This window comes from Pontibacter akesuensis (assembly GCF_001611675.1).
Classification (GTDB): Bacteria; Bacteroidota; Bacteroidia; order Cytophagales; family Hymenobacteraceae; genus Pontibacter; species Pontibacter akesuensis.
In genome coordinates, this window is record NZ_CP014766.1 from 513,504 (window position 1) to 540,073 (window position 26,570).

At 51.4% G+C, this 26,570-nt stretch carries 22 protein-coding genes; 8 read left to right on the forward strand and 14 right to left on the reverse strand.

Annotation, left to right across the window (positions count from 1 at the left end):
• Nucleotides 1-85 precede the first annotated feature (85 nt).
• Nucleotides 86-2,365, reverse strand: a complete 2,280-nt coding sequence (locus tag A0W33_RS02075; RefSeq protein WP_068836627.1) for an aconitate hydratase — start codon at nt 2,363-2,365, stop codon at nt 86-88.
• Nucleotides 2,366-2,643: 278 nt separating this feature from the next.
• Here A0W33_RS02075 and A0W33_RS02080 point away from each other — a divergent pair, with 278 nt between their 5' ends.
• Entirely contained in the window at nt 2,644-3,825 is a 1,182-nt protein-coding gene (locus A0W33_RS02080) for a peroxiredoxin family protein (protein WP_082815101.1), read from the forward strand.
• 133 nt (nt 3,826-3,958) lie between these two features.
• On the opposite strand, the gene A0W33_RS02085 is transcribed toward A0W33_RS02080, so the two are convergent.
• A complete protein-coding gene (locus A0W33_RS02085; RefSeq protein ID WP_068836629.1) occupies nt 3,959-4,582 on the reverse strand; it encodes a class I SAM-dependent methyltransferase in 624 nt (207 codons plus the stop codon).
• A 156-nt stretch (nt 4,583-4,738) separates the two neighbouring features.
• Complete coding sequence (locus A0W33_RS02090; RefSeq protein ID WP_068836630.1) at nt 4,739-5,716, reverse strand: polyprenyl synthetase family protein; 978 nt, start codon at nt 5,714-5,716, stop codon at nt 4,739-4,741.
• A gap of 371 nt (nt 5,717-6,087) precedes the next feature.
• Here A0W33_RS02090 and A0W33_RS02095 point away from each other — a divergent pair, with 371 nt between their 5' ends.
• The 3 genes from A0W33_RS02095 to A0W33_RS02105 all read left to right on the forward strand — a co-directional run bounded on the left by A0W33_RS02095 (nt 6,088) and on the right by A0W33_RS02105 (nt 8,043).
• Nucleotides 6,088-6,933, forward strand: a complete 846-nt coding sequence (locus A0W33_RS02095; RefSeq protein WP_068836631.1) for an alpha/beta hydrolase family protein — start codon at nt 6,088-6,090, stop codon at nt 6,931-6,933.
• Nucleotides 6,926-7,411 (forward strand): 2-amino-4-hydroxy-6-hydroxymethyldihydropteridine diphosphokinase, encoded by a 486-nt coding sequence (folK, locus tag A0W33_RS02100; RefSeq protein ID WP_068836632.1) that lies wholly within the window; start codon nt 6,926-6,928, stop codon nt 7,409-7,411. Before A0W33_RS02095 ends, folK begins: the two co-directional genes overlap by 8 nt.
• Nucleotides 7,412-7,479: 68 nt before the next feature.
• A complete protein-coding gene (locus A0W33_RS02105) occupies nt 7,480-8,043 on the forward strand; it encodes a sugar O-acetyltransferase (protein WP_068836633.1) in 564 nt (187 codons plus the stop codon).
• A gap of 82 nt (nt 8,044-8,125) precedes the next feature.
• Here the strand turns inward: A0W33_RS02105 and A0W33_RS02110 are convergent, their stop codons facing one another.
• The 4 genes from A0W33_RS02110 to A0W33_RS02125 form a co-directional block, all read right to left on the reverse strand.
• Nucleotides 8,126-8,932: a CPBP family intramembrane glutamic endopeptidase gene (locus A0W33_RS02110; RefSeq protein WP_068836634.1), complete on the reverse strand. Its 807-nt coding sequence runs from the start codon at nt 8,930-8,932 to the stop codon at nt 8,126-8,128.
• 131 nt (nt 8,933-9,063) lie between these two features.
• On the reverse strand, nt 9,064-9,942 hold the full coding sequence (gene fabD / locus A0W33_RS02115; RefSeq protein ID WP_068836635.1) for an ACP S-malonyltransferase: 879 nt from the start codon (nt 9,940-9,942) through the stop codon (nt 9,064-9,066).
• 162 nt (nt 9,943-10,104) lie between these two features.
• Entirely contained in the window at nt 10,105-10,533 is a 429-nt protein-coding gene (locus A0W33_RS02120; protein ID WP_229801990.1) for a thiol-disulfide oxidoreductase DCC family protein, read from the reverse strand.
• Nucleotides 10,530-13,304: a T9SS type B sorting domain-containing protein gene (locus A0W33_RS02125; RefSeq protein ID WP_229801988.1), complete on the reverse strand. Its 2,775-nt coding sequence runs from the start codon at nt 13,302-13,304 to the stop codon at nt 10,530-10,532. Before A0W33_RS02125 ends, A0W33_RS02120 begins: the two co-directional genes overlap by 4 nt.
• 225 nt (nt 13,305-13,529) lie before the next feature.
• Between A0W33_RS02125 and A0W33_RS02130 the strand changes: the two genes are divergently transcribed.
• The 4 genes from A0W33_RS02130 to A0W33_RS02145 all read left to right on the forward strand — a co-directional run bounded on the left by A0W33_RS02130 (nt 13,530) and on the right by A0W33_RS02145 (nt 17,700).
• Nucleotides 13,530-14,210, forward strand: a complete 681-nt coding sequence (locus A0W33_RS02130; protein ID WP_068836636.1) for a succinate dehydrogenase cytochrome b subunit — start codon at nt 13,530-13,532, stop codon at nt 14,208-14,210.
• 17 nt (nt 14,211-14,227) lie between these two features.
• Nucleotides 14,228-16,162, forward strand: coding sequence for a fumarate reductase/succinate dehydrogenase flavoprotein subunit (locus tag A0W33_RS02135; RefSeq protein WP_068836637.1), 1,935 nt, complete (start codon nt 14,228-14,230; stop codon nt 16,160-16,162).
• Between the two features lie 107 nt (nt 16,163-16,269).
• Nucleotides 16,270-17,022 carry a succinate dehydrogenase/fumarate reductase iron-sulfur subunit gene (locus A0W33_RS02140; RefSeq protein ID WP_068836638.1) on the forward strand — a complete coding sequence of 251 codons (753 nt, stop codon included), beginning with the start codon at nt 16,270-16,272 and terminating at the stop codon, nt 17,020-17,022.
• A 153-nt stretch (nt 17,023-17,175) separates the two neighbouring features.
• The gene (locus A0W33_RS02145; protein ID WP_068836639.1) at nt 17,176-17,700 is read left to right on the forward strand and encodes an NADPH-dependent FMN reductase; all 525 of its coding nucleotides are present in this window, start codon (nt 17,176-17,178) and stop codon (nt 17,698-17,700) included.
• A gap of 143 nt (nt 17,701-17,843) precedes the next feature.
• On the opposite strand, the gene ftsZ is transcribed toward A0W33_RS02145, so the two are convergent.
• Genes ftsZ through murD form a run of 7 tightly spaced genes read right to left on the reverse strand, consistent with a single transcriptional unit; the run spans nt 17,844 to nt 26,561 of the window.
• On the reverse strand, nt 17,844-19,418 hold the full coding sequence (ftsZ, locus tag A0W33_RS02150; RefSeq protein WP_068836640.1) for a cell division protein FtsZ: 1,575 nt from the start codon (nt 19,416-19,418) through the stop codon (nt 17,844-17,846).
• A 27-nt stretch (nt 19,419-19,445) separates the two neighbouring features.
• Nucleotides 19,446-20,756 (reverse strand): cell division protein FtsA, encoded by a 1,311-nt coding sequence (gene ftsA / locus A0W33_RS02155; protein ID WP_068836641.1) that lies wholly within the window; start codon nt 20,754-20,756, stop codon nt 19,446-19,448.
• A gap of 17 nt (nt 20,757-20,773) precedes the next feature.
• A complete protein-coding gene (locus A0W33_RS02160; protein ID WP_068836642.1) occupies nt 20,774-21,535 on the reverse strand; it encodes a cell division protein FtsQ/DivIB in 762 nt (253 codons plus the stop codon).
• Entirely contained in the window at nt 21,522-22,931 is a 1,410-nt protein-coding gene (gene murC, locus A0W33_RS02165; RefSeq protein WP_068836643.1) for a UDP-N-acetylmuramate--L-alanine ligase, read from the reverse strand. Before murC ends, A0W33_RS02160 begins: the two co-directional genes overlap by 14 nt.
• On the reverse strand, nt 22,928-24,040 hold the full coding sequence (gene murG, locus A0W33_RS02170; protein ID WP_068836644.1) for an undecaprenyldiphospho-muramoylpentapeptide beta-N-acetylglucosaminyltransferase: 1,113 nt from the start codon (nt 24,038-24,040) through the stop codon (nt 22,928-22,930). The genes murC and murG overlap by 4 nt, the downstream gene beginning before the upstream one ends.
• The gene (locus tag A0W33_RS02175; protein ID WP_068836645.1) at nt 24,033-25,193 is read right to left on the reverse strand and encodes an FtsW/RodA/SpoVE family cell cycle protein; all 1,161 of its coding nucleotides are present in this window, start codon (nt 25,191-25,193) and stop codon (nt 24,033-24,035) included. The genes murG and A0W33_RS02175 overlap by 8 nt, the downstream gene beginning before the upstream one ends.
• A gap of 24 nt (nt 25,194-25,217) precedes the next feature.
• Complete coding sequence (gene murD, locus A0W33_RS02180) at nt 25,218-26,561, reverse strand: UDP-N-acetylmuramoyl-L-alanine--D-glutamate ligase (protein ID WP_068836646.1); 1,344 nt, start codon at nt 26,559-26,561, stop codon at nt 25,218-25,220.
• Nucleotides 26,562-26,570: the final 9 nt, after the last annotated feature.

Genomic DNA, 26,570 nt, shown 5'->3' on the forward strand with positions numbered 1-26,570 from the left:
TTTTGCGGGGATATCACAAGTATAAAACAGAAAGGCCTCACCGTTTGGTGAGGCCTTTCTGTTTTATTTCCTGGAGCGCTGGTGCTTACGCGCCTGCGTTCTGCTTCTGCTGCAAACGGATCAGGTTCAGTGCAGATCCGGCTTTAAACCACTCGATCTGTCCTTGGTTGTACGTATGGTTTACCATGAAGCTGTCCTGGCTTCCGTCGGAGTGGTGCAACACCACTTTCAGCGGCTTGCCTTCCTGGAAATCCTCCAGGCCAAGGATGTCGATTGTATCGGTTTCTTCGATCAGGTCGTAGTCTGCTTTGTTGGCAAACGTAAGACCCAGCATGCCCTGCTTTTTCAGGTTTGTTTCGTGGATACGCGCGAACGACTTCACGATAACGGCACGAACGCCTAGGTGCCGTGGCTCCATGGCCGCGTGCTCACGGGAAGATCCCTCGCCATAGTTTTCGTCACCCACCACCACTGTACCGATACCGGCAGCCTTGTACGTACGGGCAGTAGCTGGTACAGTATCGTAGCCACGCGTCATGTCGTTGTACACGTTGTTAGACTCACCGTTGAAGGCATTAATGGCACCGATCAACATGTTGTTAGAGATGTTGTCGAGGTGACCACGGTACTTCAACCACGGGCCAGCCATGGAGATGTGGTCTGTCGTACACTTGCCCTGCGCCTTGATCAAAAGCTTCAAACCTTTCAGGTCTGTGCCTTCCCATGGCTTAAAGCCTTCCAACAGTTGCAGACGGTCCGAAGCCGGGTCAACCACAACTTCTACTGTGCTGCCATCTTCGGCTGGTGCAGTATAGCCTGCGTCTTCCACGGCAAAACCGTTGAGCGGCATCTCTACACCTCTTGGCTCATCAAGTTTCACCTGCTGGCCATCTCTATTTGTCAGGGTGTCAACAAGTGGATTGAATGTCAGGTCACCGGCAATGGCGAACGCCGTTACAATCTCTGGCGAAGCCACGAACGCGTGCGTGTTCGGGTTACCGTCGTTACGCTTGGCAAAGTTACGGTTAAAGGAAGTGATGATCGAGTTCTTACGGGTAGGATCGTCAGTATGGCGTGCCCATTGGCCGATGCACGGACCGCAAGCGTTTGCCAGTACCACGCCACCCATTTCTGCGAACGTATCCAACAGGCCATCGCGGGCAGTTGTGTAACGCACCAGCTCAGAACCAGGGGTGATGGTGAACTCGGCCTTTGCCTCCAGGTTCTTCTCCACCGCCTGTGCAGCGATAGAGGCAGAACGTGTGATGTCTTCATAAGAAGAGTTAGTGCATGAGCCGATCAAACCCACCTCCAGTTTCGCTGGCCAGTTGTGCTCCTGCACTACAGCGGCAAATTGAGAGATTGGCCATGCTGCATCCGGTGTAAAAGGACCGTTTACGTGTGGCTCCAGCGTAGTCAGATCAATCTCGATTAGTTGATCGTAGTAGGCAGCCGGGTCAGCTAAAACCTCGTCATCAGCACGAAGTACGTGTGCCACTTCATCAGCCAACTGCACAATCTCCTCACGGTTAGTACCGTTCAGGTACACGCGCATTTTCTCATCGTAAGCGAATACGGATGTGGTAGCACCAATCTCCGCACCCATGTTACATATAGTGGACTTACCTGTACAAGACAAGTTCTCAGCTCCTTCGCCGAAATATTCTACAATGGCACCGGTACCGCCTTTCACAGTAAGTATACCAGCCACTTTCAGGATAACGTCTTTCGGTGCAGTCCAGCCGCTCATCTTGCCTGTCAGCTTCACACCGATTACTTTCGGGAACTTCAATTCCCAAGGCATACCGGCCATCACGTCCACGGCGTCAGCACCACCAACACCAATGGCGATCATACCCAAACCACCGGCGTTCGGTGTGTGGGAGTCTGTACCGATCATCATACCACCCGGGAAAGCATAGTTCTCCAGTACTACCTGGTGAATGATACCTGCGCCCGGCTTCCAGAAGCCAAGGCCATACTTGTTCGATACAGAAGCCAGGAAGTCATAAACTTCTTTGTTCTCGTCGTAGGCGTCCTGCAAGTCAGAGTCTGCACCCACACGTGCCTGGATCAGGTGGTCGCAATGTACTGTGGAGGGCACTGCTACCTGCGGCTTTCCAGCCTGCATGAACTGAAGCAGGGCCATCTGTGCCGTAGCATCCTGCATGGCCACTCTGTCGGGCGCAAAATCCACGTAAGACTTGCCACGCTCAAATCCCTGCTTTGCTGCACCATCGTACAAGTGTGCGTAGAGAATTTTCTCTGTCAGGGTAAGCGGACGGCCTACTGCCTGGCGGGCAGCATTTACGCGCTCTTCCATGCCGGCATATACTGCCCTGATCATTTCTAAATCAAATGCCATAGTTTGCTATTATTAGTGTTTTATACTCTATTTATTTAAGTCTACAAATGTACGAAATCTATATATCTCTAAAAACATTAGCACATATGAATATAGGTCGGTACATTAATATGCATGCAGAAGTGGCGGTACGAGGAATTTAAAGACATTAGCGCTACTTTTGCATCGCAATATTTCAAAAGGTTTACCACATGAAACATCACTTTATTAATACCCATACAAGCCTCTTTTTGTTATTAGTATTGATCATTACACAATTGGCAAGCTCTTGTTCTTCTATGGAATCTACCGAAAACACCATCCAAACCGGCACCTGGCGCGTTGCTCTGCAGCACGCCGAAGGAAAAGAAATCCCTTTCACCATGGAAGCCGAAGCGCAGGACGGGAAAACTGTTTTGTACCTGGTTAACGGGGAGGAGCGCATTCTGGTGGATGACGTGCAGCAGCAGGGAGACTCTGTGAAAATAGGACTGCATATTTTTGATGCCGACCTGATCGCTAAAGTAGACGGAGATAAAATGGCCGGTCGCTTTGTGAAAAACGACACGCCAGAGCCGTACAGCGTGCCTTTCACCGCGGAGCACGGCAGCAAGCATCGCTTTACCACTGACCCGGCTCCCGCCACTTTCGATTTCGGTGGCAAATGGGAAGTCGTTTTCTCTGACCGCGAGGGCGGCAGCTACAAGGCCATTGGTGTGTTTGAGCAGCAAGGCAACCAAGCTACCGGCACCTTTCTGACCGAAACCGGCGATTACCGTTACCTAGAGGGGCAAGTGGCCGGAAACGAGCTGAAACTTTCTACTTTTGATGGCAACCACGCTTACCTCTTCACTTCCAAGCCAAACGGCGACAGCACCCTAACCGGTGATTTCTACTCTGGCATGAAAGGCTACGAGAGCTGGACGGCCAAACGCAACCCCAATGCTCAGCTAGCCAGTGCCGACACGCTGACGTACCTGAACCCTGGCTTCGAGACACTGTCCTTCACGTTCCCGAATCTGGAGGGCAAGAACGTTTCACTATCGGATGAGAAGTATAAAGGCAAGGTAGTGGTGGTGCAGCTACTGGGCTCGTGGTGCCCGAACTGCCTCGACGAGACACAGTTCCTGATCCCTTACTACAACGAGAACAAGGACCGCGGCATGGAGGTAATCGGACTTGGCTTTGAGCGCAGCGCCGAGTTTGAGAAAGCCGCCGCCCGCCTGCAGAAAATGAAAGACCGACTCGGCATTAACTATGATTTGCTGGTTGCCGGCACATCAGACAAGGAAGCCGCCGCGAAAGCCCTTCCAGCCCTTAACCATGTGCTCTCTTTCCCAACAACAATCTTCATCGGGAGAGACGGCAAGGTGCGCAAGATCCACACAGGCTTTTCCGGACCAGGTACCGGCAAATACTACGAGGAATTTGTGGCTGATTTCAACAAGACAATGGATGAACTGCTGGCGGAAAATAGATAGCTAAATTTAGATCAGCATGAAGTACAACCTCCCCCTCCTAAAAACAGGAGGGGGTTCTTTTTTTATGCATCTATGGTCTAATTTATACTTTCTGATACCCCTCTCCTGTTTTTGAGCCACAGCTAGTGTAGGATTAAAACGGCTTACGCAGCCGCACAATCCGAAAAGCACCTCCCAGGGCAGCTGGCTCGTTTAGCTCCTGCTGTAGCGAAGTATGGCTGATGATGCTGCCCATACTTCGGTTGATGTCGGAGAAGAGGGTGCTGGCAACCTGGTTGAGCAGGCGGCGCAGTGCGGACGGCTTCTGTCCGTCGGGCAGGAATTTATCAAACACCATCACGGTGCCGCCTGGCTTCAGCACCCGCTCCACTTCCTTTATACAAGCCACTGGGTCCGGAATAACGGCAAGTATGAGGTGAAGCATGACAGCGTCGAAAGCGGCATCAGCGAAAGTCATTTTCTGCCCGTTCATCACCTTTGCATCCACAGGTATTTGTAGCTTCTCCGCCCGCTGCTTCAGCTTGAAAATCATACCTGGAGTGATGTCATTAGCCGTGAGGTTGGTGCAGCCTTGCAGGTAGGGCAGATCGAGGCCGGTGCCGGCACCAAGTATAAGTATAGCATCCTCCGGCTTTGCACCCAACAGCTGCACTGAGCGCTTTCGATATTTCCGGAAGATACGGTCGGCCACAAAATCGTAAATGGGCAGGTATAAGGTATACCGCAGGCGGTTCCAGGTGTTGGTGTTGAGGCTCATTTTTTCATAGGTTTGTTTGCGTATGCAATACTACCTATCATCCGGTGTACCTCTGTTACAGAATTTTGGCGGATGCTTACAGAAATTTAAGATTGATGTTTCATCCACCTTACACGTTGCGGACACAGAAACAATTAATAATCAACAAGCAGCAATTTACTTCTCGCGCTCAATTGTGTAGGCAATCAGCTCCTCAAGCGAGCGACGGGATGGCGTATCGGGGAAAGTATGAAGTATGGCCAGTGCCTCTGCATGATAGTGATTCATCAGTTGCACCGTGTAGGCAATGCCACCGGACTTCTTCACGAAGTCAATCACCTGTTGCACCCGCTTGCTTTCGCCGTTGTTGTTTTTGACGTTATAGATCACCTTTCGCTTCGTCAGCCAGTCAGCCTCGCGCAGGGCGTGGATCAGCGGCAGCGTCATCTTCTTTTCTTTGATATCGATGCCCACCGGTTTGCCGATTTCGGCCGTGCCGTAATCGAACAAGTCATCTTTTATCTGAAAGGCGATGCCTACTTTCTCACCGAAGAGGCGGGCTTTTTCCACATCCTCTTTACAGGCGCCGGCAGAGGCGGCTCCAACGGCGCAGCAGGAAGCAATCAGCGAAGCCGTTTTCTGGCGGATAATATCGAAATACACGCTTTCGTCGATGTCCAGCTTGCGTGCTTTTTCTATCTGTAGCAGCTCGCCTTCGCTCATCTCCTTCACCGCATTCGATACAATCTTGAGCAGTTCGTAGTCGTCGTTTTGGAGGGAGAGCAGCAGGCCTTTGGAGAGCAGGTAATCGCCCACAAGCACGGCAATTTTGTTTTTCCAGAGGGCGTTAACGGAGAAAAAGCCACGGCGGTAGTTGGCGTCGTCCACCACGTCGTCGTGCACCAGCGTGGCCGTGTGCAGCAACTCAATCAGGGCGGCGCCGCGGTAGGTGGCTTCTGTTATACTTTGGTTGAAGAGTTTGGCGGAGAAGAACACGAACATCGGCCGCATCTGTTTTCCCTTGCGCTTGACGATGTAGCTCATAATCCGATCCAGAAGCAGTACGCGGGTCTTCATAGAGGCCCTGAACTTCTTTTCGAACTGCTGCATCTCGGGCGCAATAGGCGCCTGTATTTCTTTTAGGCTTATGCTCATGTGTTACGTCCGCAATATTACTGCCTCCCAGAGTGGTTTCCAAACCTGCACCCGCAAAACATTCCCGGCGCCGGCAATTGATTAACCCGTTTCGCTGCGAATGGTTAAGTTTAAGCCTGGAGTTAATCTGAGGCTGTGATTTTCCGGGGGTTATACTTGTGCGGGCGCTGCATGTTTTACTGAAGCGTTTTTAAAGAAGGAGACTATCGATGTTAAAAAATGTAGTCTTGAAAAATAACACGCATGATTTGACACTCCGGTTTCTATACTTCGTCATCCTGAACAAAAGAATCCCGTATCTTAGGCTACCTAATGCTATCACTCAAACTACCCGGGGCACCGGAATCGGGTAGATCAAAATAAACATCAGAATGAAAGTTGATTTTGTAGTATACCCCGACCACGGACGCGCCTTCACGGCGGATGCAACTTACTGGCCAGACGACACACCCAAACCCATCGTTATTTTTGCCCACGGGTTCAAAGGCTTCAAAGACTGGGGCCATTTTAACCTGTTGGCTACCTACTTCGCGGAGCAGGGTTTCGTGTTCCTGAAATTCAATTTTGCCTATAACGGCACCACGGTTGAGGATGCCTCCGACATGCACGACATGGAGGCCTTTGGGCAAAACAACTTTAGCCTGGAGCTGGACGATATGCAGGCCCTGATCGAGCTGCTGCACACAGACAACCCACCCATTCAAAAAAAGGAATTGGATTTAAGCCGCATCTACCTGATCGGGCACAGCCGTGGCGGAGGCGCCGTGATTTTAAAAGCCGCTGAAGAACCACGTGTAAAAGCTGTGGCTACCTGGTCGGCTGTAAGCGATTACGACAGCCGCTGGGATGAGCTGCAGATGGAGCAGTGGAAGGAGAGTGGTGTGCAGTACGTGCTGAATGGCCGCACCGGGCAGCAAATGCCGCTCTACTACCAGCTAGTGGAAGATTATTACCAGAACCAGCACCGCCTCGACATTCCAACGGTGATAAAAAAGATGCAACAACCGCTGCTTCTGCTGCACGGCGAACAGGACGAAACCCTGCCCGTCCAGATGGCCCACGACCTGAAAAGCTGGAAACCTGATGCGGAACTGCACCTCATACCGGAGGCAAATCACTCTTTTGGCGGGCAGCACCCTTACCCGGAACAGGAGCTGCCTGAGGCAGCACGGGCTGCTGCGAATCTAAGTATAGCTTTCTTTCGCAAACATGCCTAAGCTATACTTGCTTCTTGGCGGCAACCTCGGCGAGCGCACCTCCTACCTGCAACAGGCCCGGGAAAGTATAGCCGCACAGGTTGGAGGCATTCAGCACTGCTCAAAAATTTACGAAACTGCCGCTTGGGGAAAAACAGATCAGCCCAGCTTCCTGAACCAGGTACTGGAGGTGAAAACTACGCTTGCCCCGGAGCAGGTACTGCAACATATAAACAATATTGAACAGGAGCTAGGGCGCGTACGGCTGGAGCACTGGGGCAGCCGCGTCATCGACATCGATATTCTTTTCTATGATTCCCTCGTGCTGCAAACACAGCGCCTCACCATTCCCCACCCGCAACTGCACAAGCGTAGATTCACCCTACTGCCCCTGGCTGAAATTGCGCCCGAGCTGGTGCACCCGGTGCTAGAGACAAGTATAAAGCAACTGCTGCAGGAGTGTTCAGACACGCTGGAGGTGTGGGAATACAAAGTATAGCGTCTCGCGCTGAGTCTCAACAAAGTTCTTTCGAATCATTGCTAAAATATTCTCCAAAACGCACCTACTTGAAAACTGAAAAAGAGAAAATGCATTCAGGGGAGCTCTATGATGCTCTCGACAAACAGCTTTCGAAAGAAAGATTACAGGCCCGGCTACTTTTGAAGGCGCTGAACGACAGCCGCGAAGACCAGGAAACGGAACGCGCTAAATTACTGAAAGAGCTTATTCCCAATGCCGGAGAAGGGCTGTGGATTCAACCTCCTTTTTACTGTGACTACGGCACCAACATCCAAATTGGCGAGAGAGTGTTCTTTAACTTCAACTGCGTTGTACTTGACGTGATGCAGGTAACTATTGGCAGCAGATCACTATTTGGGCCAAACGTACAGATTTACACCGCCACGCATTCCATGGATTATAAAGAAAGAGCATCAGGGCTAGAGTATGCAAAACCCATCACCATTGGCGAAGATGTATGGATAGGCGGCAGCGTGGTTATCTGTCCCGGCGTTACCATCGGCGACCGCAGCGTAATAGGCGCCGGCAGCGTCGTCGCCAAAGATATTCCTGCCAATGTTTTTGCAGCTGGTAATCCTTGCCGAGTTATTCGTGATTTAGCTAGAGAATGATAAGGAGAATCGTTGGTAGCACACATCTAAAAATAGTATTGCGTAGCAAAGCTGAAGGCTATACCTAAATTCAACATAAGGATTAAACAACCGCTTGCTCCTCCGTCACTTGTTTTAATGTGCGAGTTGATTCCCTCCTGCCCCGAAGTATAAAGTATACGGCTGGCAGCATTAGCGCCGTGATAAGCAGGCTTACATAATTATACAGCGGCGCTTCCTGCACGTTTTCCAGTTGCCACATGCCTTGTCCGTCGAAGCCATACATTACCCTGTACATCATGTTGCCTCCCCAGTGCAGGCCCAGCGACATCCAGATAGCGCCGGTTTTATGAACAGTGTAAGCGAAAGCAAGACCAAGTATGGTAGAGAATGTTAGGTTCAGAAAATCAAAGCCAGCATGAATGGAATCATCGAGGGCGTAAAGTACAGTGGCCGCGAAAACGTACCAGGCCAGCAGCTGCCGCCGCTGAAAATACGCAAACCAGTAGCCACGAATGGTAATATCGTTTAGAATAGAGGAAAAGAACATGGCCAAAAGCGCCTGCCCCAGCATAGGAAGTACAAACGATGGTTCGGCCATGCCCGCCACATCGAACTTGCCGAACTCATAAAAAACCAGGTACTTCAGCGCGTATACTGAAGAACCTAACACGAAGCCGATTCCCAGGTGTCGCAGCCATCCCCGCTGCCGCTGCATTCCAAGCGCATTCAAGCCCTCCAGCCTCAGCAGGTACTTGCTCACCAGAAACGCCAGTATAAAAAAGCAAGCCCAGTAGGCAAACCATGCCGGTACATTGCCCGCATCAAACATGTCTGTCGTAAGGTTTACGTACAGGCTCAGCAGCAAAAAGTACCCGATCCAAATTGTCGTGGCAGGTCTTCTCTCCATTGTATAGGTGATAGAGTACAGGCTTTAAAAATAGTAAATTTCGTGTTTTTTTTTAGCCCTGAACATATCATAAATGCCCTCCCCGGCACCAGGCCAGAGAGGGCATTTACACGCTGAGTTTGCGTTGGAGCTTACTCCGCAGAGCTTACTTCCGCGGTGCGTTCAATTTTCTTCACGAGCCCCTGCAACACCTTCCCCGGTCCGCACTCTACAAAATGAGTGGCGCCATCCGTCACCATCTGCTGCACTGACTGAGTCCAGCGCACGGGCGCCGTGAGTTGCCGAATCAGGTTTTGCTTGATCTCTTCCGGATCCGTGTGCGGTTTGGCGTCTACGTTCTGATAGATTGGGCAGATACCCTGGCTAAAGGTGGTTTCCTTGATGGCCTGGGCTAGTTCTACCTCAGCCGGCTTCATGAGCGGGGAGTGGAACGCACCTCCTACCGGCAGTGGCAAGGCACGCTTGGCTCCGGCTTCCTTCATTTTCTCACAGGCAATCTCAATGCCTCTGTTTGAACCGGAAATCACCAGCTGGCCCGGACAGTTGTAATTGGCTGCCACTACTACTTCGCCTTCCACAGCCGCACACACCTCCTCCACCTTCGCATCCTCCAGCCCAAGTATGGCAGCCATAGTAGATGGGTTTGCCTCGCAGGCAGCCTGCATTGCCAGCGCGCGCTTAAATACCAGGCGCAGTCCATCCTCAAAACTTAGCACCTTGCTGGCAACCAAGGCAGAGAATTCGCCCAGAGAGTGGCCAGCCACCATGTCCGGGGCAAAGTCTTTGGCTACGGCAGCCTGCGCTACCGAATGCAGAAAAATTGCAGGTTGGGTTACTCTTGTCTGCTTCAGCTCCTCGTCGGTGCCGCTAAACATAATCTGGGTGATGTCGAAGCCAAGTATCTCGTTCGCCTTGTCAAAGAGCTGCTTTGCTTCTTCGTGCTGCTCGTACAGGTCTTTGCCCATCCCTACAAACTGTGATCCCTGGCCAGGGAAAATGTATGCCTTCATTCGTTATCCGTTTATCGTTATTTGTCTTTCTTTTTCAAGACACTGGATTTCAGACACAAGACGCCAGACTTGGTAATAATGACAGTGGTGGTATACCAGGTATACCTGATGCTATCAACTCATACTTAATCTAACGATTCGAGACTGACACCCAGCGGCCTTCTAACCTACAAACCGGGCCCGTTGTGCAGGGCTTGGCAGCAGGCAGCTTTCTGTGCGGCCGGCTATCCTGTAGCGGTTTCTGGCTACAAAGCGGTACACAAAATCGCGGAAAGATAAAGGAATAATGCGAAAAACTGAAAGTATGGACAGCGGAAAATTAAGGTACCCGGCAATGCGCAAGGCCGCCTCAGACTCAGCGTAAAGCCTGCCCTTTTCATAAAACAAGATAGAATCCGGCAGCACCTCAGGCAGTTGCTGGCCGGGCACAAGCGCCTCCAGCATACCTGACTGCAAGGCCGCAAAGTATAAATCCTGCTTTTTATTGTGCCTCAGAACCAACTGCACGGTGCCCTGACAAAAGCCGCAGGTGCCATCGTAAAACACAATGGCCTTGTGCTCCAGTTGCTCTAAATCTGCTGGTTCCATCATCTTACAATTTCTACCCAACCTTTGTAGGTGGCGCGCGCCTGCGAAGGATCTAATCTAAAGAACTCCACTTCGGCCTCGTAATAGTAGGTGCCATCAGACAGGCGGTTTCCATCCTTGTCCACTCCGGGCCAGTTAATGTTGCTGTCATTGCCCTCGTATACTTGCACGCCCCAGCGGTTAAACACCTTAAACTTCAGGCTCTTGATAAACGCTCGGTTCTTAGGGCGGAACACATCGTTTAAATTGTCCCCATTCGGCGTGATGATGTTCGGAAGTATAAAGGAGATACAGTTGTCTTTGCACACTTCGTTGCTGAACACGCTTTCGCGGCCTGTCACATCCGTAGCAGTTACCACATAGCAGCCCGCAAAAGACTGCAAGCCAGTATGGGTATAGGTAGTGGCCGAGGTGGTATCCAATTTTGTAAACTCGTCCTCCAGCGTCGGCTTAAAGTAGATGGTGTAATAGGCAATGTCCTGCGTACAATCCGGCGAGGCATCTGGCACCCATGTTAGCACGTTCTGGAAAGGCGGCTCTGTTGGGTTCTGGTTAAACACCGCACAGTTCAGTTGGTCTATACTTAGCACCGGCGGACAGATCAGCTTCGGCAGCGCCACGCAAACCTGCTGGCTGTTGTTCAGCAATGGCTCCGGCAGACCTTCAATCTCATAGCTGCCGCGCGTCTGCACGTAGTAGCAGTAGTCTTCACCCCGCACCAGTTCTTCGCCACCAAAAGCACCTTGGTCGGTATAGGAGCCACTGCCACCTGTTGCCGTTACACTGTCTATCAGGGTAAAGGTATTGTCTATGCGGCGGTAAATCAGGTGCGTGTAAACGCTGTTATCCCACGGCACATCGTAATTCCAGGTGAGCGTAAACTGCTTCGCATCGCCCGTTGCCGGAGCGGCGGCCGTCAGGTACACGCTGCTGGCCTCGGTACTGTCACGCAGCGAGGTAGGCTGTGCGCCCGCCGATGGGGCCTGGTAGAACTCCAGTCGGTAGCGGTATGCATTCGCAACGGTGTTCAACCCTCTGTCCACAAAGGTAGTATCAGCCATGTTTCGGGTTCTCTTCACTTCCGTGAACGTGCCGCCCGGCTCCATTCCCACAGCACGGTACAAGCGGTACTCCAGCGGCGGTGTCAGATCCTCCACCTCTATGGGTTGTGTCCATTTCACGGTTATCTGGCCGTTGGTTTCATCGGTCTCATCCACCGTCACATTGGTCAGGTACGGGATGTCCTGATTGATGACAATACAAACCTCGTTCGAGGCAAGGCTTTCGCCGAAGCCACGCGCAGGGAAGGTTGCGTAAATAATGTAGCAGTACTCCACACCAGCCTCCAGGCCGGCACCACCGTTATTATCGAAGAAGGTCACATCACCGGCATCTACTTCACCAATCAGCACATAACCCGTGGAGGCGGGCACACCCGTCTGGCACTCATCCGGCACAAAGTTGCTCGGCCCTTCGCGGCGGTAAATCCGAATCTTGTCGGCGTTCTCGCACAGGTAAGGGTCCCAGGTCAGGGTTACGTTCCGGTCAGCGTTTTGAGGTTCGTTCAGCACGGGCGGCGGACCTATCACCCGTATGTTCCACGCCTGCACATCCGCCAGTCGCTCGGCGCCATCAGCACGGATGTCCTCTGCACGGAACACCACCTGGTACGGGCTCTCGCGCACGTCGTTGCAGGTAGTAGCCCACTGGAAGGTGCCAGTGGTTAGGCCAGGTGACTGCTGGATGTTAGTTAGCGTAGCCGGGTTATTCACTCTGGCAGGGGGTACAATGCCACCTCCCGCTATTGTCAGGTTAATTAGGTCGCCGTCAGGGTCTGTTGCCCTGATCACTGAGCGTAATACTGTTCCTGCCACCACGCAGGTATCACGTAACTCAATTCGCGGCGGTTTGTTTTTCGTGTCCTCCACCGTAATGCGCATATCGCGTATTACCTCACCTATCTTCACGTAGCCGCCATTGGCCCCTCTGCGCCACTCCTCCACCACAAAGGCAATGTTATACTTACCCGCCACGCAGGGGGCATTCCATTCAATCTGCCCTGTCAGCACATCCATGGTAAAATAGGCAGGAGCGCTGCCATCTGCCGTGGTGCACTGAAACGTGTTTGAGGGAAGGGAGTAGCCTGGCACCACCGTAATGTCGCCACTTGGATTGGCGCGGTGCTGCGGGGCAATCAGCTTAAACGAAAGGCTGTCGCCGTCGGCATCGTATGCGCCGGGGTTGTGGGTGAAGCGCTGGAAAAGTACGGCGTCATCAATTGGCTGCACCGTAAGCACAGGCGTGCTGTTGAGGGCGCGCAGGGAGTTGATATTGATAGTGGTGGCGATGAAGAACGAGCGCTGGTCAGACGGGGCTGCCATGTTCAGAATGTTGTTGTCGCGGTTCTCCCCTACCCAGTAGGTAGTGAATTGCCCATCGGAAGGGTACGTGTACTCCCACTCAAATATTTCCTCATCCGTCTCAGGGCTTATCTGCCTTACACTTTTCCGGGGCACTTCCAGCGTAACACCACCCGCGCCAGTATTAATAATTGCCACCAGATCCTCCGCTGTAGAGTTCCGGTTGGTGTAAATGGTCATCCTGAAGAAAAACCGTCGGGGATTTGGGTTGGCCGTTGTATCCTTTCTGGCAGTTATGTCCCCCGCTCTGATGTGTGTGGCCTGCACCTCGTTAAAGGACCCGGCCAGCAGCAAAAGTAACACCCACAACAGACTACCACTCAGCAGGTAATTTAGGCGTAAACGGTTCGGCATATATCGTAAGGATTAGGCAATAACAGGTATATATATAGTAAACTTAAGAAAAGCAGCTTTATTATCAACAATTAGAGATATTGTTGGTTTATATTATATAGGTTTTAGTGGTACGCAGGGCAATTTAGATTGATTCAAAATATGATATTAATATTGGTTTATATAACACCTGCTTGTACCTTTGAGTATTAAAAAGCTTCTTAATTTAACCTATAACTAATACAAATGAATTGGTTTACTAAAACGTTTTCCAGTACAATTGGGCGCAAGATCATCATGTCGGTCACGGGTCTTTTTCTGTGCTCTTTCCTGGTGGTACACCTTATCGGTAACCTGCAGCTATTTAATGACGACGGTGGTGCGGCCTTCAACCTTTACTCGCACTTCATGGCAAATAACATCGTTATCCGCATCATGGAGATCGTGTTGGTGCTTGGCTTCCTTTTCCATATCTACGACGCCATCATGCTGACACGCAGAAACAAGGCTGCACGCCCCATTGATTATGCGGAAACGCGTCCTCAGGAAAACAGCACCTGGTCTTCCCGCAACATGGGCCTGCTGGGCACTGTAATTCTTGTTTTCCTGATCATCCACCTCTGGAACTTCTTTGTTCCTGCACGCTTCGGCGGTTTGGAGGGAGTCGTGATTGAGGAGGTGGAATATGATAACCTTTACCTGAAAGTAGTGCAATCTTTCCAGGTGTGGTGGTATGTGTTGATTTATGTTATTTCCATGATCGCGCTTGCCTATCATCTGATTCACGGCTTTCAAAGTGCCTTCCAGACCCTTGGCCTGGACCATAAGAAGTATACGCCGTTCATTCAGAGCTTCGGATATGCTTTCTCAGTTTTAGTGTGCCTGGGCTTTGCGGCCATTCCACTATACTTCTTCTTTAAATTCTAACTGTCTATTATTCTACTATGATATTAGATTCTAAGATCCCGGAAGGCCCGATAGCCGAGAAGTGGGACAAGCATAAATTTAATGTGAAGCTGGTAAACCCGGCAAACAAACGTAAATACGATATTATTGTAGTTGGTACGGGGCTGGCAGGCGCGTCTGCCGCAGCAACCTTTGGTGAGCTTGGCTATAACGTGAAAGCGTTCTGCTTCCAGGATTCACCGCGCCGTGCGCACTCTATTGCGGCTCAGGGTGGTATCAACGCAGCAAAAAACTACCAGAACGACGGTGACTCTATCTACCGCCTGTTCTACGACACAGTAAAGGGTGGTGACTACCGCTCCCGCGAGGCAAACGTGTACCGCCTTGCCCAAGTATCGGTTAACATCATTGACCAGTGCGTGGCCCAGGGTGTTCCTTTTGCACGTGATTACGGCGGGTTGCTTGCCAACCGCTCCTTCGGTGGTGCCCAGGTGTCGCGTACGTTCTACGCACGTGGCCAAACCGGACAGCAGCTGCTGCTAGGTGCCTACTCTGCCCTGAACCGCCAGATAGCCTACGGAAAGGTGAAGATGTTCCCTCGTACCGAAATGCTCGATCTTGTTGTGATCGACGGACAGGCACGTGGTATTGTGGTGCGCAACCTGATCACGGGTAAGATTGAATCGCACAGCGCACATGCGGTTGTGTTGGCCACAGGCGGATACGGCAACGTGTTCTTCCTATCTACCAATGCGATGGGTTCTAATGCCACAGCGGCCTGGAGAGCACACAAAAAAGGTGCTTTGTTCGCGAACCCTTGCTTCACCCAGATTCACCCAACTTGTATCCCTGTTTCGGGTGGTTACCAGTCTAAGCTGACGCTGATGTCTGAGTCGCTGCGTAACGACGGACGTGTGTGGGTGCCGAAGACGGTAGAGATAGCAGAGCGCTTAAGAAAAGGCGAGATTACTGTCAATGACATTTCAGAGGCTGACCGCGATTACTACCTGGAGCGCAAATACCCTGCGTTCGGTAACCTGGTGCCGCGCGACGTGGCTTCCCGTAACGCCAAATTGGTGTGCGACGAAGGCCGCGGCGTAGGATCATCCGGACTGGCTGTGTACCTCGACTTTGCCGACGCCATCAAGCGTGACGGACAGCCGGCAATCGCCGCCAAGTATGGCAACCTGTTTGAGATGTATGCCAAGATCACGGACGAGAATCCGTACGAAAGGCCAATGCGCATCTACCCTGCCGTACACTACACCATGGGTGGCCTGTGGGTAGACTACAACCTGATGACAAACATCCCTGGCCTGTACGCCGCCGGAGAGTGTAACTTCTCTGACCACGGTGCAAACCGCTTGGGTGCATCTGCCCTGATGCAGGGTCTGGCCGACGGTTACTTCGTGCTGCCTTACACCATTGGTGATTACCTGGCTAAAATGCCTTCTACAAAAGTTGCGACGGACCATCCGGCGTTCCTTGAGGCAGAGCAGGCGGTTATTGCAAAAAACAACCAGCTGCTTTCTATCAATGGTACCCGCACCGTGGATGAGTTCCACAAGGAGCTTGGCCTGATAATGTGGGAGCATTGCGGTATGGCCCGCAACGAAGAAGGCCTGCGCCTTGCCAAGCAGGAGATTCGCAGAATACGCGACGAGTTCTGGCGTGATGTGAAAGTGACCGGTATCGGTGAAGAGCTGAACCAGACACTGGAGCGTGCTAACCGTGTGGCTGACTTCCTGGAGCTTGCAGAGCTGATGGTGGACGATGCACAGAACAGAAGAGAATCGTGTGGCGGACACTTCCGCGAGGAGTCGCAAACGCCGGAAAACGAGGCACTGCGCGACGACGAGAACTACGCATATGTGGCAGCCTGGGAGTTTACGGGTGTCGGAAACGACCCTATTCTTCACAGAGAAGAGCTCGAGTTTGAAAATGTCAAACTGACGCAGCGTAGCTACAAGTAAATTGATAATGAATAGTTATGAATGGATAATTATACCTCATTCGTAATTTTTAATTCGTAATTCATAATTAAAATAAGATGGCTGGTAGTAATCCAAATGCTAAACCGATGGACCTGATTCTGAAGGTTTGGCGCCAAAAAAATAGAGAGACGGCAGGTCAGTTAGTCACTTACCCGGTAAAGGGAGTATCTCCGGATATGTCTTTCCTGGAGATGCTGGACGTGCTTAACGAAGACCTGCAGATCAAAGGGGAAGAGCCGATTGCCTTCGACCACGACTGCCGCGAGGGTATCTGTGGTATGTGCAGCCTGTTCATCAACGGCCGTCCACATGGCCCTGAGCGCGGCACCACCACTTGCCAGCTGCACATGCGCCACTTCAATGATGGCGATACCATTACCATTGAACCATGGAGAGCAGCTGCTTTCCCGATTCATAAGGACCTGGTGGTAGACCGCTCCGCGTTCGACCGCATTCAACAGGCTGGTGGCTACATCTCCGTAAATACGGGTGGTGTACCGGATGCCAACGAGATCCCGATCCCGAAGACCATCGCGGATAAGGCTTTCGATGCGGCAACCTGTATTCAGTGCGGTGCCTGCGTAGCGGCCTGTAAGAACGCCTCTGCCATGCTTTTCGTGAGTGCCAAGGTATCGCAGCTTGCCCTGTTGCCGCAAGGTAAAACAGAGCGCAAAACACGTGTGGAAAACATGGTGGCTCAAATGGATATCGAAGGATTTGGTTCGTGCACCAACACAGGCGCCTGTGCCGCAGAGTGTCCGGTGGGTATCTCGATGGAAAACATCAACATGCTCCGAAGAGAATACATTTCTGCCAAGGCTACTTCCGAGAACTTGTAAGTATAAGTTTAGCAAATTTAAAAGGCAGGGCAGCTGGTGTTGCCCTGCCTTTTTTGCTTTTATAAGTATAGACTTACGGCAGCCGGACTTAAAATCGCGTTACGTATAACCAAGTATAGACAAAGCTGTTTAGCTACAAACTAAGCGCACATTATGATCACATTGATATCGGGCACGAACAGGCCCTCTTCCAGATCCATCGCCATGGTAAACCTATATGCTGCGCATCTTCAGGAGCGGGGCGTTGCGTACCAGGTATTGGATCTGGCAGAATTACCGGATGACTTTATCGTGTCGGCACTTTACAAAAATACGGGCAAGAGCGAGGCCTTTAACAGGCTAAGCAGCATGATCAGCGAAACGGATAAGTTTGTATTCGTGGTACCGGAATATAATGCATCTTTCCCCGGCGTGCTGAAGGCGTTTATTGATGGCCTCGCCTACCCCTGCACCTTCAAGGACAAGAAGGGCGGGCTGATAGGTTTATCCTCGGGCATGCAGGGTAGCGGCCTGGCCCTTAGCCACCTCACCGACATACTGCATTACCTGGGCATGAACGTAATGCCTCTTAAGCTTAAATTCGCCCACATCGATAAGCACTTCGATGGCAAAAGTATCTCTAACAAACTGTACCAGGAATTGCTGGAGCAGCATGTGGAGGAGTTCATCAAGTATTAAACTACCATACTTGCGGGGGTTGGTATAGTACAGCAAGTATAAGTATAAAGCGTTTGGGCGTAGAGCAAGTATAAAACAAGTATAAAAAGAGAGGGGCTGCCAAGTATGGCAGCCCCTCTCTTTTTATACTTCAAGCGAATTGCTTAGTCTACATTGTCGTGCAGAAAGCGGTTATCGCCTAGGATCTCATTGTCATCGTTCAGGTTGAAGCGAGAAATGTTGCGCTCTGATGAATGGGCCACTCTGTCCAGCGCCACGTTGCGACGAAGGTAAGCCGGCGTATCCAGCTTCTCTTTGATTGCTTCCGTGGTGATCTCTGAACTAAGCATACGCAGGCGCTCACGGCGCTCTTCCGCACGGCGCTGCATCAGCTCACGCTCATCAGCCAGGCGCTGTGCAGCTTCGCGCTCACGCATGGCCTGCTCGTTCTCACGGGCGTAGTCGTTGTTCTGGAATGTATCGTTAAATGAGTTGTTGCTGTTTCCCTCCAGTTCAAAAACAATGCGCTGCGGCTGCTGTGGCTGCTCCACAGGGCGGCGCGCGGCGTTGTTGTCTGTTCCCTGCTGGTGCTGCTGTGGCTGTTGCGCAGGCGCCTGAGGCGCTGCTACAGGTGCCGGGGCAACCGGCTTCGAAACGAAAGCCGCCACCTCCTGCACCGGCTCTGGCGCAGGCTGCTCAACTACTTCAATTTTTTTTTGGCTGTTCAGGTCAAAAACCGTTTTTTTCGGCTCTATGATTGCCTCTGCATCTCTTGCGAAGCCAGTAGCGATTACGGTTACACGGATGCTCTGACCTAGCGTGGAGTCGATTCCATGGCCAAAGATAACCTCAGCTTCCTGACCAGCTTTGTCCTGGATGTATTCTGTGATTTCAGTTAACTCATCCATCTCCAGTTCAGCCTGCTCGCCAGACATAATGGAAAGAAGGATCTTCTGAGCGCCATGAATATCAGTATTGTTGAGCAGTGGCGAAGAAAGCGCCTCTTCAGCGGCGCGCAGGGCACGGCCCTCACCTTCTGTTGTTGCAGAACCCATCACTGCAGCGCCAGAGTCTTTCATCACTGTTTTCACGTCTTCAAAGTCAACGTTTACCTCAGCTGTCACCGTAATGATTTCAGCGATAGATTTGGCGGCAGTTGTCAATACGTTATCAGCTTTCGCGAACGCCTCACGGATAGTCAGGTTTCCGAACATCTCACGAAGCTTGTCATTCAGGATCACCAGGATCGTATCGCAGTTTTCGCTCAGGTCCTTCACCCCGTTTTCGGCGGCAATTTGCTTCTTCTTGCCTTCAAAGGCGAAAGGAGCGGTTACAATGCCTACTGTCAGGATACCCAGTTCCTTGGCTACACGGGCAATTACAGGAGCCGCACCAGTTCCGGTACCACCACCCATTCCGGCCGTGATGAACACCATCTTAGTATCGTTGCTCAGCATCTCTCTGATCTCTTCCTTGCTTTCCAGCGCAGCCTGCTTTCCTTTTTCAGGGTTTGCACCGGCACCAAGGCCCTCTGTCAGGTTTTCGCCAATCTGCAAACGGTTAGGCACACCACTGCTTTTCAGGGCTTGTACATCCGTGTTGCAAATGATGAATTCAACATCCTTGATCCCCTGGTTATACATGTGGTTGACGGCATTGCTACCACCTCCACCTACACCAATAACCTTTATGATAGACTTGTTGCTGGCTGGCAAGTCAAATGTGTAAGCTGATGTCATACTGATTTCTCCTGCTCTAATGATGGGTTAATAACTTTGTTTGTTGTCTATGTCGTCTGATAAGAAGCCTTTCAGCTTCTGCAGCAATCCCCCGCCGCTGCTTGAACCAGAACTTTTTTGTTGCTGCTCCACCGGCTTTGAGAAGACCTGCTCCTCTACGTCCGAATGGCGCTCTACACGCTGGTCCAGCGGCTGGTATCCTGCCAGAACAAGACCTACGCTTGTGGCGTACATCGGGCTCTTTACAGATTCCACTTTGGAGCGGCCCAGGTGCTCGTTTGGATAGCCGATGCGGGTGTCCATGCCTGTAATGTACTCTACCAACTGCACTAAGTTCTGCAACTGGGCTCCCCCGCCCGTAATCACGATACCGCCTGCCAGGCTATTCGCATAGCCTGAACGCACGATCTCGGCGTAAACCAATTCCACAATCTCCTCCATTCTGGCCTCAATGATATAAGCCAGGTTCTTCAGCGATATTTCCTTTGGTGTCCGGTCGCGGAGGCCGGGTATAGAGACAATCTCATTCTCAGATGCCTCGTCGGCTATGGCTTTCCCGAACTTCACTTTCAGCTGCTCGGCCTGGTTTTGCATCACCAGGCAGCCCTGCTTGATATCGGAAGTAATAATGTTTCCTCCAAAAGGAAGAACTGCCGTATGGCGGATGATATTGTCTTTAAAGATGGCTAAGTCTGTCGTGCCTCCGCCGATATCCACCAGTGCAACACCGGCTTCCTTCTCTTCCTCACTTAAAACAGACATGCTTGATGCCAGTGGCTCCAGTATAAGTTGCTCTACCTCAAGGCCTGCACGCAAAATGCACTTGTTGATGTTGTTGATCGCATTTGACTGCGCTGTGATGATGTGGAAGTTTCCTTCCAACCGTACGCCTGTCATGCCAACAGGATCCACAATTCCTTCCTCGTAATCCACCTTATACTCCTGAGGCATCACATGGATGATCTCGCTGCCTGGCGGTGTCACCAGCCGGTACATGTCGTTGGTGAGGCGGTTTACATCCTCCACCGTTATCTCATGATCCGTTACCTGGCGCGTGATGCTGCCGTTGTGCTGCAGGCTCTTGATGTGCTGCCCGGCAATACCCACGTTCACCACGCCGATGTTGATGCCCGATTGTCCTTCCGCCTGGCGGATCGCCTTTTTAATGGCCTCGACAGTCTTATCAATATTGCTCACCATGCCGCGTACCACCCCCTCTGACACGGCTTTACCCATGCCCAATATCTCTAACTTGCCAAACTCATTCTTCCGACCTACAAGTGCGCAAACCTTGGTTGTCCCGATGTCCAAGCCTACTACTATTTTGTCGTTCTGCATATTGTTGTTTGTGTCTGTTATTCGCAAATAATCTGATCTTCGTACTCTACGTTAACCCGCTTGTAGCGCTCCCAACCCATGGTGGGGAGCACCTCTTTGTAGAGGATGGCTAACTTTTTAAACTTCTCCTCCACCTGCACCGGCTTTCCAAACTCTATGGTATGGTCGCCGAGTTGGGGCAGGAAGAAAACCTTGCCACTGCCGTCGATGTGCATCTGCACAAGTTGGGCTTTCCAGAACTCATCCCGCTCCACGAACTGTAGCAGGTCAAGGTAAGACTGCCCCAGGGAATCCCTGAAAAAGCCTTTGTCAGATGGTTTGATTAGTGCTGACTTGGTTATTGGTATTACACGAGCGGTATATCTATCGGAGAGCGGAAGTAAGTTTCCCTCTGCATCGATGTAAACATCTTGATCTGATCGTATAATTCTGGCAATAGGCCTGTTCTGTTTTACACTTACCTGAATATTTCCATCTAAGCCCCTGTACACCTCCGCATCTTTTACAAACTTATGCGCTTCAATGCGTTTCTCAAGGTTTTTCAGGTTGATGAATTGGTTTGAAAGGCCTTCAATTTTCCGCTCTCCCTCGCGGGTTAGCAGGTCCCTTACTTCCTTATCACCAATAAAGTAATTATTGTACTCATTATCAATATTTATTGAAACTTTTTCACAAGTTTTTACATTTTGTCTCGACGATGCAAAACCTGCCAAAGCCCCTATTGATATAAGGCTACAACCTGCAAAAATTAGAGATTTTATTCTACTATTCAAGCCCATCTCTGTTATTTTCTAAAATATTTTTAATAGGCCTAACCAGCGTATCAATGTCACCGGCGCCAAGCGTCGCTAAAACATCGAAATCTGGCTCCAATCGCAGTTTTTCCACTACTTCCTCTTTTCGCATCAGCCTTTTAACCGGGCAATTTACCTGGCTCAGAATGATGTCGGAAGTCACGCCCGGAATCGGTTTTTCACGCGCCGGGTAAATGTCGAGCAGCACCAGCTCGTCCGCCTTGCTCAGGCTCTCCGCAAACTCGCTTGCGAAATCCTTTGTGCGGCTGAAAAGGTGGGGCTGAAATATCACTTTAATTCTCTTGCTCGGGTATAGTGCCCGCAGTGAATTCATGAACGCATCAATCTCTTTGGGGTGATGCGCGTAGTCGTCAATATAAACTTTTCCGTTGCCTTCGTACACAAACTCGAAGCGGCGCTTCACACCGGTAAAGGCCTCGACTCCCGCTCTGATTTTAGCTGCCGGCACCTCCAGAACCTCGGCAGCAAGTATGGCCGCGAGCGTGTTCTCCGCATTGTGAAAACCGGGTACGCCAAGCTTCATACTTTGTATGTTACCGTAAGGGCTCTGCACATCAAACTCAAACCAACGCCCGTTAATATTCAGGTTCTCTACATGGGCCGCTCCATTGTCTAAACTATACTTCACCACCTGCACTCCCTCCTGTACTTTTTCTGTCAGGCGAGAATCCACTGAGGCATGTATAAACAGGAATCCACCCGGCTTTACCTGGCTAATGAACCGCTGGAAAGTCCGGATCAGTTCCTCGCCGTCGCCATAAATATCTAAGTGGTCTGGGTCTGCGGAAGTTACAATTGCCACATCCGGAAACAAGGTTAGGAAAGAGCGGTCGTACTCATCAGCTTCCACCACTACCACCTCTTTCGCCGCCGAGCCGTTTCCGATCAGCAGGTTGGAATTGAGGTTGGTGGAAATGCCACCCAGAAACGCCGAACAGTCCACCCCTGCGTGGTGCAGCAGGTGCGCCACAATGCTGGAAGTGGTCGTTTTGCCATGCGTTCCGGCCACCGCCACCGTATAGGCCGAGCCGGTAATAATGCCCAGTACCTCCGATCGCTTTTTGATGGTGTATTGCTGTTCCTTCAGGTAATTCCACTCGTTGTGCTCGGCAGGTATGGCTGGCGTAAGCACGACCAACGTTTCCTCCTTATGCTGCAGTAATTCCTGCGGCAGGTTGTTTATATCGTCCTCGTAATGCACAACTATTCCCTCCTGCTCCAGGGCCTCGGTCAGTGCGGTGCGGGTTTTATCGTATCCCCACACCGGAAAGCCCTTGGCTTTGAACCAGCGTGCTATGGCGCTCATGCCGATACCGCCAATGCCCAAAAAGTAGATATAGCTGTAGTCCTCGAGTTTCACTTGATTAACTTTAACAGTTCCGTTACAATATCTGAGGCCGCATTTGGGCGGGCCATCTTCCGTATGTTTTGCTGCAAGCGCTGCTGCTCCTGCTCATCTTTCGCCAACTGCAGCGCTGTGGGCACCAGTTTCTCGTTTGCCTCCACGTCTCGCACAAGTATAGCGGCCTGCTGTTGCACCAATGCCATCGCGTTCTTTGTCTGATGGTCTTCGGCCACGTTGGGTGAAGGCACCAGCACAGCGGGTTTCCCGGCCAGGCAAAGCTCTGAGATCGAAAGTGCACCGGCTCTGGAGATAACCACATCCGCCGCGGCATAGGCCAAATCCATTTGCCTGATAAAATCAAACGCCCGGATTCCCTGCTGCTTATACTTGCTCTCCAGTTCCTGTGCCTGGGGGTAAAAAGCCTTTCCGGTTTGCCAGATCAGCTGATAACCCGCGGCGGCTATACTTTCCAGGCCAGCGGCCATACTTAAGTTGATCGTTCTGGCACCCAGGCTTCCGCCAATCACCAGTATTGTTTTCTTCTCTGCACTTAGGCCAAAGTGCTGCAGTGCCTCTTGTCTTTTTCCTGCCAAGTTCATGATGTCCGCACGCACCGGGTTTCCGGTGAGCACCAACTTATCAGCCGGAAAAAAAGCCTCCATGTTCGGGTAGGCCACACATACTTTCTGCACCCGCTTGGCCAGCACTTTATTCGTGATACCGGCATAGGAATTCTGCTCCTGTATCAGCGCCGGAATACCTTTAGAAGTGGCAGCATACAATAGCGGCCCGCTGGCATAGCCTCCCACGCCAACCACGGCATCCGGCTTGAACTCTTTGATGATTTTGTGCGACGCACGCACGCTTGAAATCACTTTGAACGGGAAAGACAGGTTGTCCAGTGTCAGGCGGCGCTGCAGACCGCTGATCCAAAGACCAACGATTTTATAGCCTGCCTCCGGCACCCGCGTCATTTCCATTCGCCCCTGGGCTCCCACAAAAAGTATTTCAGTAGCAGGATTCACCGTGCGCAGTTCATTCGCAATCGCCACAGCCGGGTATATGTGCCCGCCCGTGCCGCCGCCACTGATTATCACGCGATATGGTTGACCCTGCTTAGGCATTTACCTGTGTTTTCAAAGTTGAATTTACAGCTGTGGCATTGCGCTTTTCTTCCATGTCAGTTCGGCTCACGCTAAGTATAATGCCGATGGAAATGCCTGTAAAGATCAGCGAAGTTCCTCCCATACTTAAGAGCGGCAGCGGCAAACCCGTAATGGGCCCTAAACCAACGGCCACCGCCATGTTCACCATCCCTTGCATCACCAGACTAAAACAAACACCGGCAGACAACAAGCTGGCAAAGGCGCCATTGCTCTTTGTCACCGTTACCAACCCGCGATACAGAAAAGCCAGGTACAGGAAAAGCACCACGACTCCGCCCACCAAACCATACTCCTCCAGGATGATGGCATAGATAAAGTCAGAGTATGGGTGCGGCAGAATATCGCGCTGGTCGCTGTTGCCTGGGCCTTTGCCCAACACACCGCCCGTTGCGATGGCAATATAGGATTGCTCTAACTGGAACGGAACCTCCGACGGGTCCATGAAATCTTCGAAGCGGCTAACGGCGGTGTCCATTCGCTGGCCCAAAGCCAGGGCTGTGGTGCCCACCACCCCAACTACCAGCACCATCACAGCCAGTTGTTTCAGGGGAACTCGGCCGATAAACATCAGCAGCACACAGGTAATGAACAACAGTACTGCTGTAGACGTGTTGGTCAGCGCAATCAGGCCACAGATGAAACCGGTCCAGAGTACCATCGGTAACAGGGCGCTTTTCCAGTTATCCACCCCATCCTGCCTTTTGGAAAGCATACTAGCCAGGTAAGAGATCAGGGCCAATTTTGCCAAATCCGAAGGCTGGAACGTTTGGTTGATTACCGGGATAGTGATCCAGCGGGATGCCTCGTTGATGTTAGAGCCGTAGAAAAAGGTAAAGATCAAAAGCGGAGCCGATACAATCAGCGCCACCAGCGACAGGCGCGAGTAATAGCGGTAAGGCACTTTGTGTGCAATCCACATAAAACCAAGGCCGACCAGGATCAGGGATGTGTGCTTAAACAGGAAATACTCCGTATTCCCCTCCATCATCTTGTATGCCAGCGTACCTGTGGCAGAGTAAACCACCGCCACGCTGATCAGCGAGAACGCGATTACGATACCCCACAATACGGGGTCGCCTTTCAGGTTTTTCTGTAACCACTGCTTTATCATACCTTTGGCTTTAACTTGAATTCTTTATTTCTTCAGCACTATCTTCTCCACAGCCTCTATAAAGCGCTGTCCACGGTGTTCGTAATTGTTAAAAAGATCGAAGCTGGCGCAAGCCGGCGACAGCAACACCACATCGCCGGGTTCAGAAAGCGACCGGCTCAGGCGCACCGCATACTCGATGGATGTTGTTTCGGCTACAATCGGCACTACCCGGCCAAAAGCCTCCTGCAGCTTCTTGTTGTCCTCGCCCAGGCAAATCAGCACCTTCACTTTTTCGCGGGCCAAATCGACTAGCGTACTGTAGTCGTTGCCTTTGTCCACGCCGCCGGCAATCCAGACAATCGGCTGCTTGATACCTTCCAATGCGTACCACACGGCCTCCACGTTGGTGGCTTTGGAGTCGTTGATGTAGGTTACCTCTTTCGCCTCTCCAACCAACTGCATCCGGTGCTCAGCATTCTCAAAAGTGGCCAATGCCTGCTCAATAACTGCATCTTCCACGCCCAGCAGTTTGGCTACCGCTACGGCCGCCATGGTATTGTACTGGTTGTGCATGCCTATCAGCGGCGAGTTGAACGTGTCTATACTTGCCTCGTAAAACTTCTCGTTTACTTTAATCTCGTCGCCTTCAAAGTACACCTTTGCACTTTCAGCTCCCTTCAATGAAAACGGCACAGCGGTGCCGGCAAAGTCTGACGCATTAAATGTCCTGGCTATATTCTCGTCATCTGCGTTAAACAGGAAAAAATCTGCGCCGGTCATATTCTGCGCCACACGCAGTTTAGAGTCCGCATATTTCTCCATGCTGTATTCGTAGCGGTCGAGGTGATCGGGCGTGATGTTTGTGAGCACCGCGATGTGCGCCTTGAACTGGTACATATTGTCCAGTTGAAAGCTGCTCAGCTCCACCACGTAGTAGTCATACTTGTTCTCGATCACCTTTTCGGCCAGACTCTCTCCTATGTTTCCCGCCAAGCCTACATTCAGGCCTGCGCTTTTCAGCAGGTGGTAAGTTAGCAGCGTTGTCGTAGTTTTGCCGTTGGTGCCCGTGATGCAGATAAACTTCGCAACGGTGTACCGGCCTGCAAACTCAATCTCCGAAATAACAGGAATCCCTTTTTCAACGGCCTCTTTTATAATCGGCGCCTTATCCGGAATACCCGGGCTTTTGATGATCTGATCGGCGGCAAGTATGCGCTCAGTGGAATGTGTCCCCTCTTCGAACGGAATATTTTCCGCAGTCAACCGCTCTTTATACTGCTGCTTTATTTCTCCTTTATCAGACACAAACACCTCGAGCCCCTTTGCCTTTGCCAGCAAAGCGGCTCCTACACCACTCTCTCCTGCTCCTAGTATCGCTAGTTTCATAGTTCGTTG

Bases quoted from the DNA above. Each gene is read 5' to 3' on its own strand.
- A0W33_RS02075 (WP_068836627.1), bottom strand. From the start codon at position 2,365: ATGGCATTTGATTTAGAAATGATCAGGGCAGTATATGCCGGCATGGAA.
- A0W33_RS02080 (WP_082815101.1), top strand. From the start codon at position 2,644: ATGGAATCTACCGAAAACACCATCCAAACCGGCACCTGGCGCGTTGCT.
- A0W33_RS02085 (WP_068836629.1), bottom strand. From the start codon at position 4,582: ATGAGCCTCAACACCAACACCTGGAACCGCCTGCGGTATACCTTATAC.
- A0W33_RS02090 (WP_068836630.1), bottom strand. From the start codon at position 5,716: ATGAGCATAAGCCTAAAAGAAATACAGGCGCCTATTGCGCCCGAGATG.
- A0W33_RS02095 (WP_068836631.1), top strand. From the start codon at position 6,088: ATGAAAGTTGATTTTGTAGTATACCCCGACCACGGACGCGCCTTCACG.
- folK (WP_068836632.1), top strand. From the start codon at position 6,926: ATGCCTAAGCTATACTTGCTTCTTGGCGGCAACCTCGGCGAGCGCACC.
- A0W33_RS02110 (WP_068836634.1), bottom strand. From the start codon at position 8,932: ATGGAGAGAAGACCTGCCACGACAATTTGGATCGGGTACTTTTTGCTG.
- fabD (WP_068836635.1), bottom strand. From the start codon at position 9,942: ATGAAGGCATACATTTTCCCTGGCCAGGGATCACAGTTTGTAGGGATG.
- A0W33_RS02120 (WP_229801990.1), bottom strand. From the start codon at position 10,533: ATGATGGAACCAGCAGATTTAGAGCAACTGGAGCACAAGGCCATTGTG.
- A0W33_RS02125 (WP_229801988.1), bottom strand. From the start codon at position 13,304: ATGCCGAACCGTTTACGCCTAAATTACCTGCTGAGTGGTAGTCTGTTG.
- A0W33_RS02130 (WP_068836636.1), top strand. From the start codon at position 13,530: ATGAATTGGTTTACTAAAACGTTTTCCAGTACAATTGGGCGCAAGATC.
- A0W33_RS02135 (WP_068836637.1), top strand. From the start codon at position 14,228: ATGATATTAGATTCTAAGATCCCGGAAGGCCCGATAGCCGAGAAGTGG.
- A0W33_RS02140 (WP_068836638.1), top strand. From the start codon at position 16,270: ATGGACCTGATTCTGAAGGTTTGGCGCCAAAAAAATAGAGAGACGGCA.
- A0W33_RS02145 (WP_068836639.1), top strand. From the start codon at position 17,176: ATGATCACATTGATATCGGGCACGAACAGGCCCTCTTCCAGATCCATC.
- ftsZ (WP_068836640.1), bottom strand. From the start codon at position 19,418: ATGACATCAGCTTACACATTTGACTTGCCAGCCAGCAACAAGTCTATC.
- ftsA (WP_068836641.1), bottom strand. From the start codon at position 20,756: ATGCAGAACGACAAAATAGTAGTAGGCTTGGACATCGGGACAACCAAG.
- A0W33_RS02160 (WP_068836642.1), bottom strand. From the start codon at position 21,535: ATGGGCTTGAATAGTAGAATAAAATCTCTAATTTTTGCAGGTTGTAGC.
- murG (WP_068836644.1), bottom strand. From the start codon at position 24,040: ATGCCTAAGCAGGGTCAACCATATCGCGTGATAATCAGTGGCGGCGGC.
- A0W33_RS02175 (WP_068836645.1), bottom strand. From the start codon at position 25,193: ATGATAAAGCAGTGGTTACAGAAAAACCTGAAAGGCGACCCCGTATTG.
- murD (WP_068836646.1), bottom strand. From the start codon at position 26,561: ATGAAACTAGCGATACTAGGAGCAGGAGAGAGTGGTGTAGGAGCCGCT.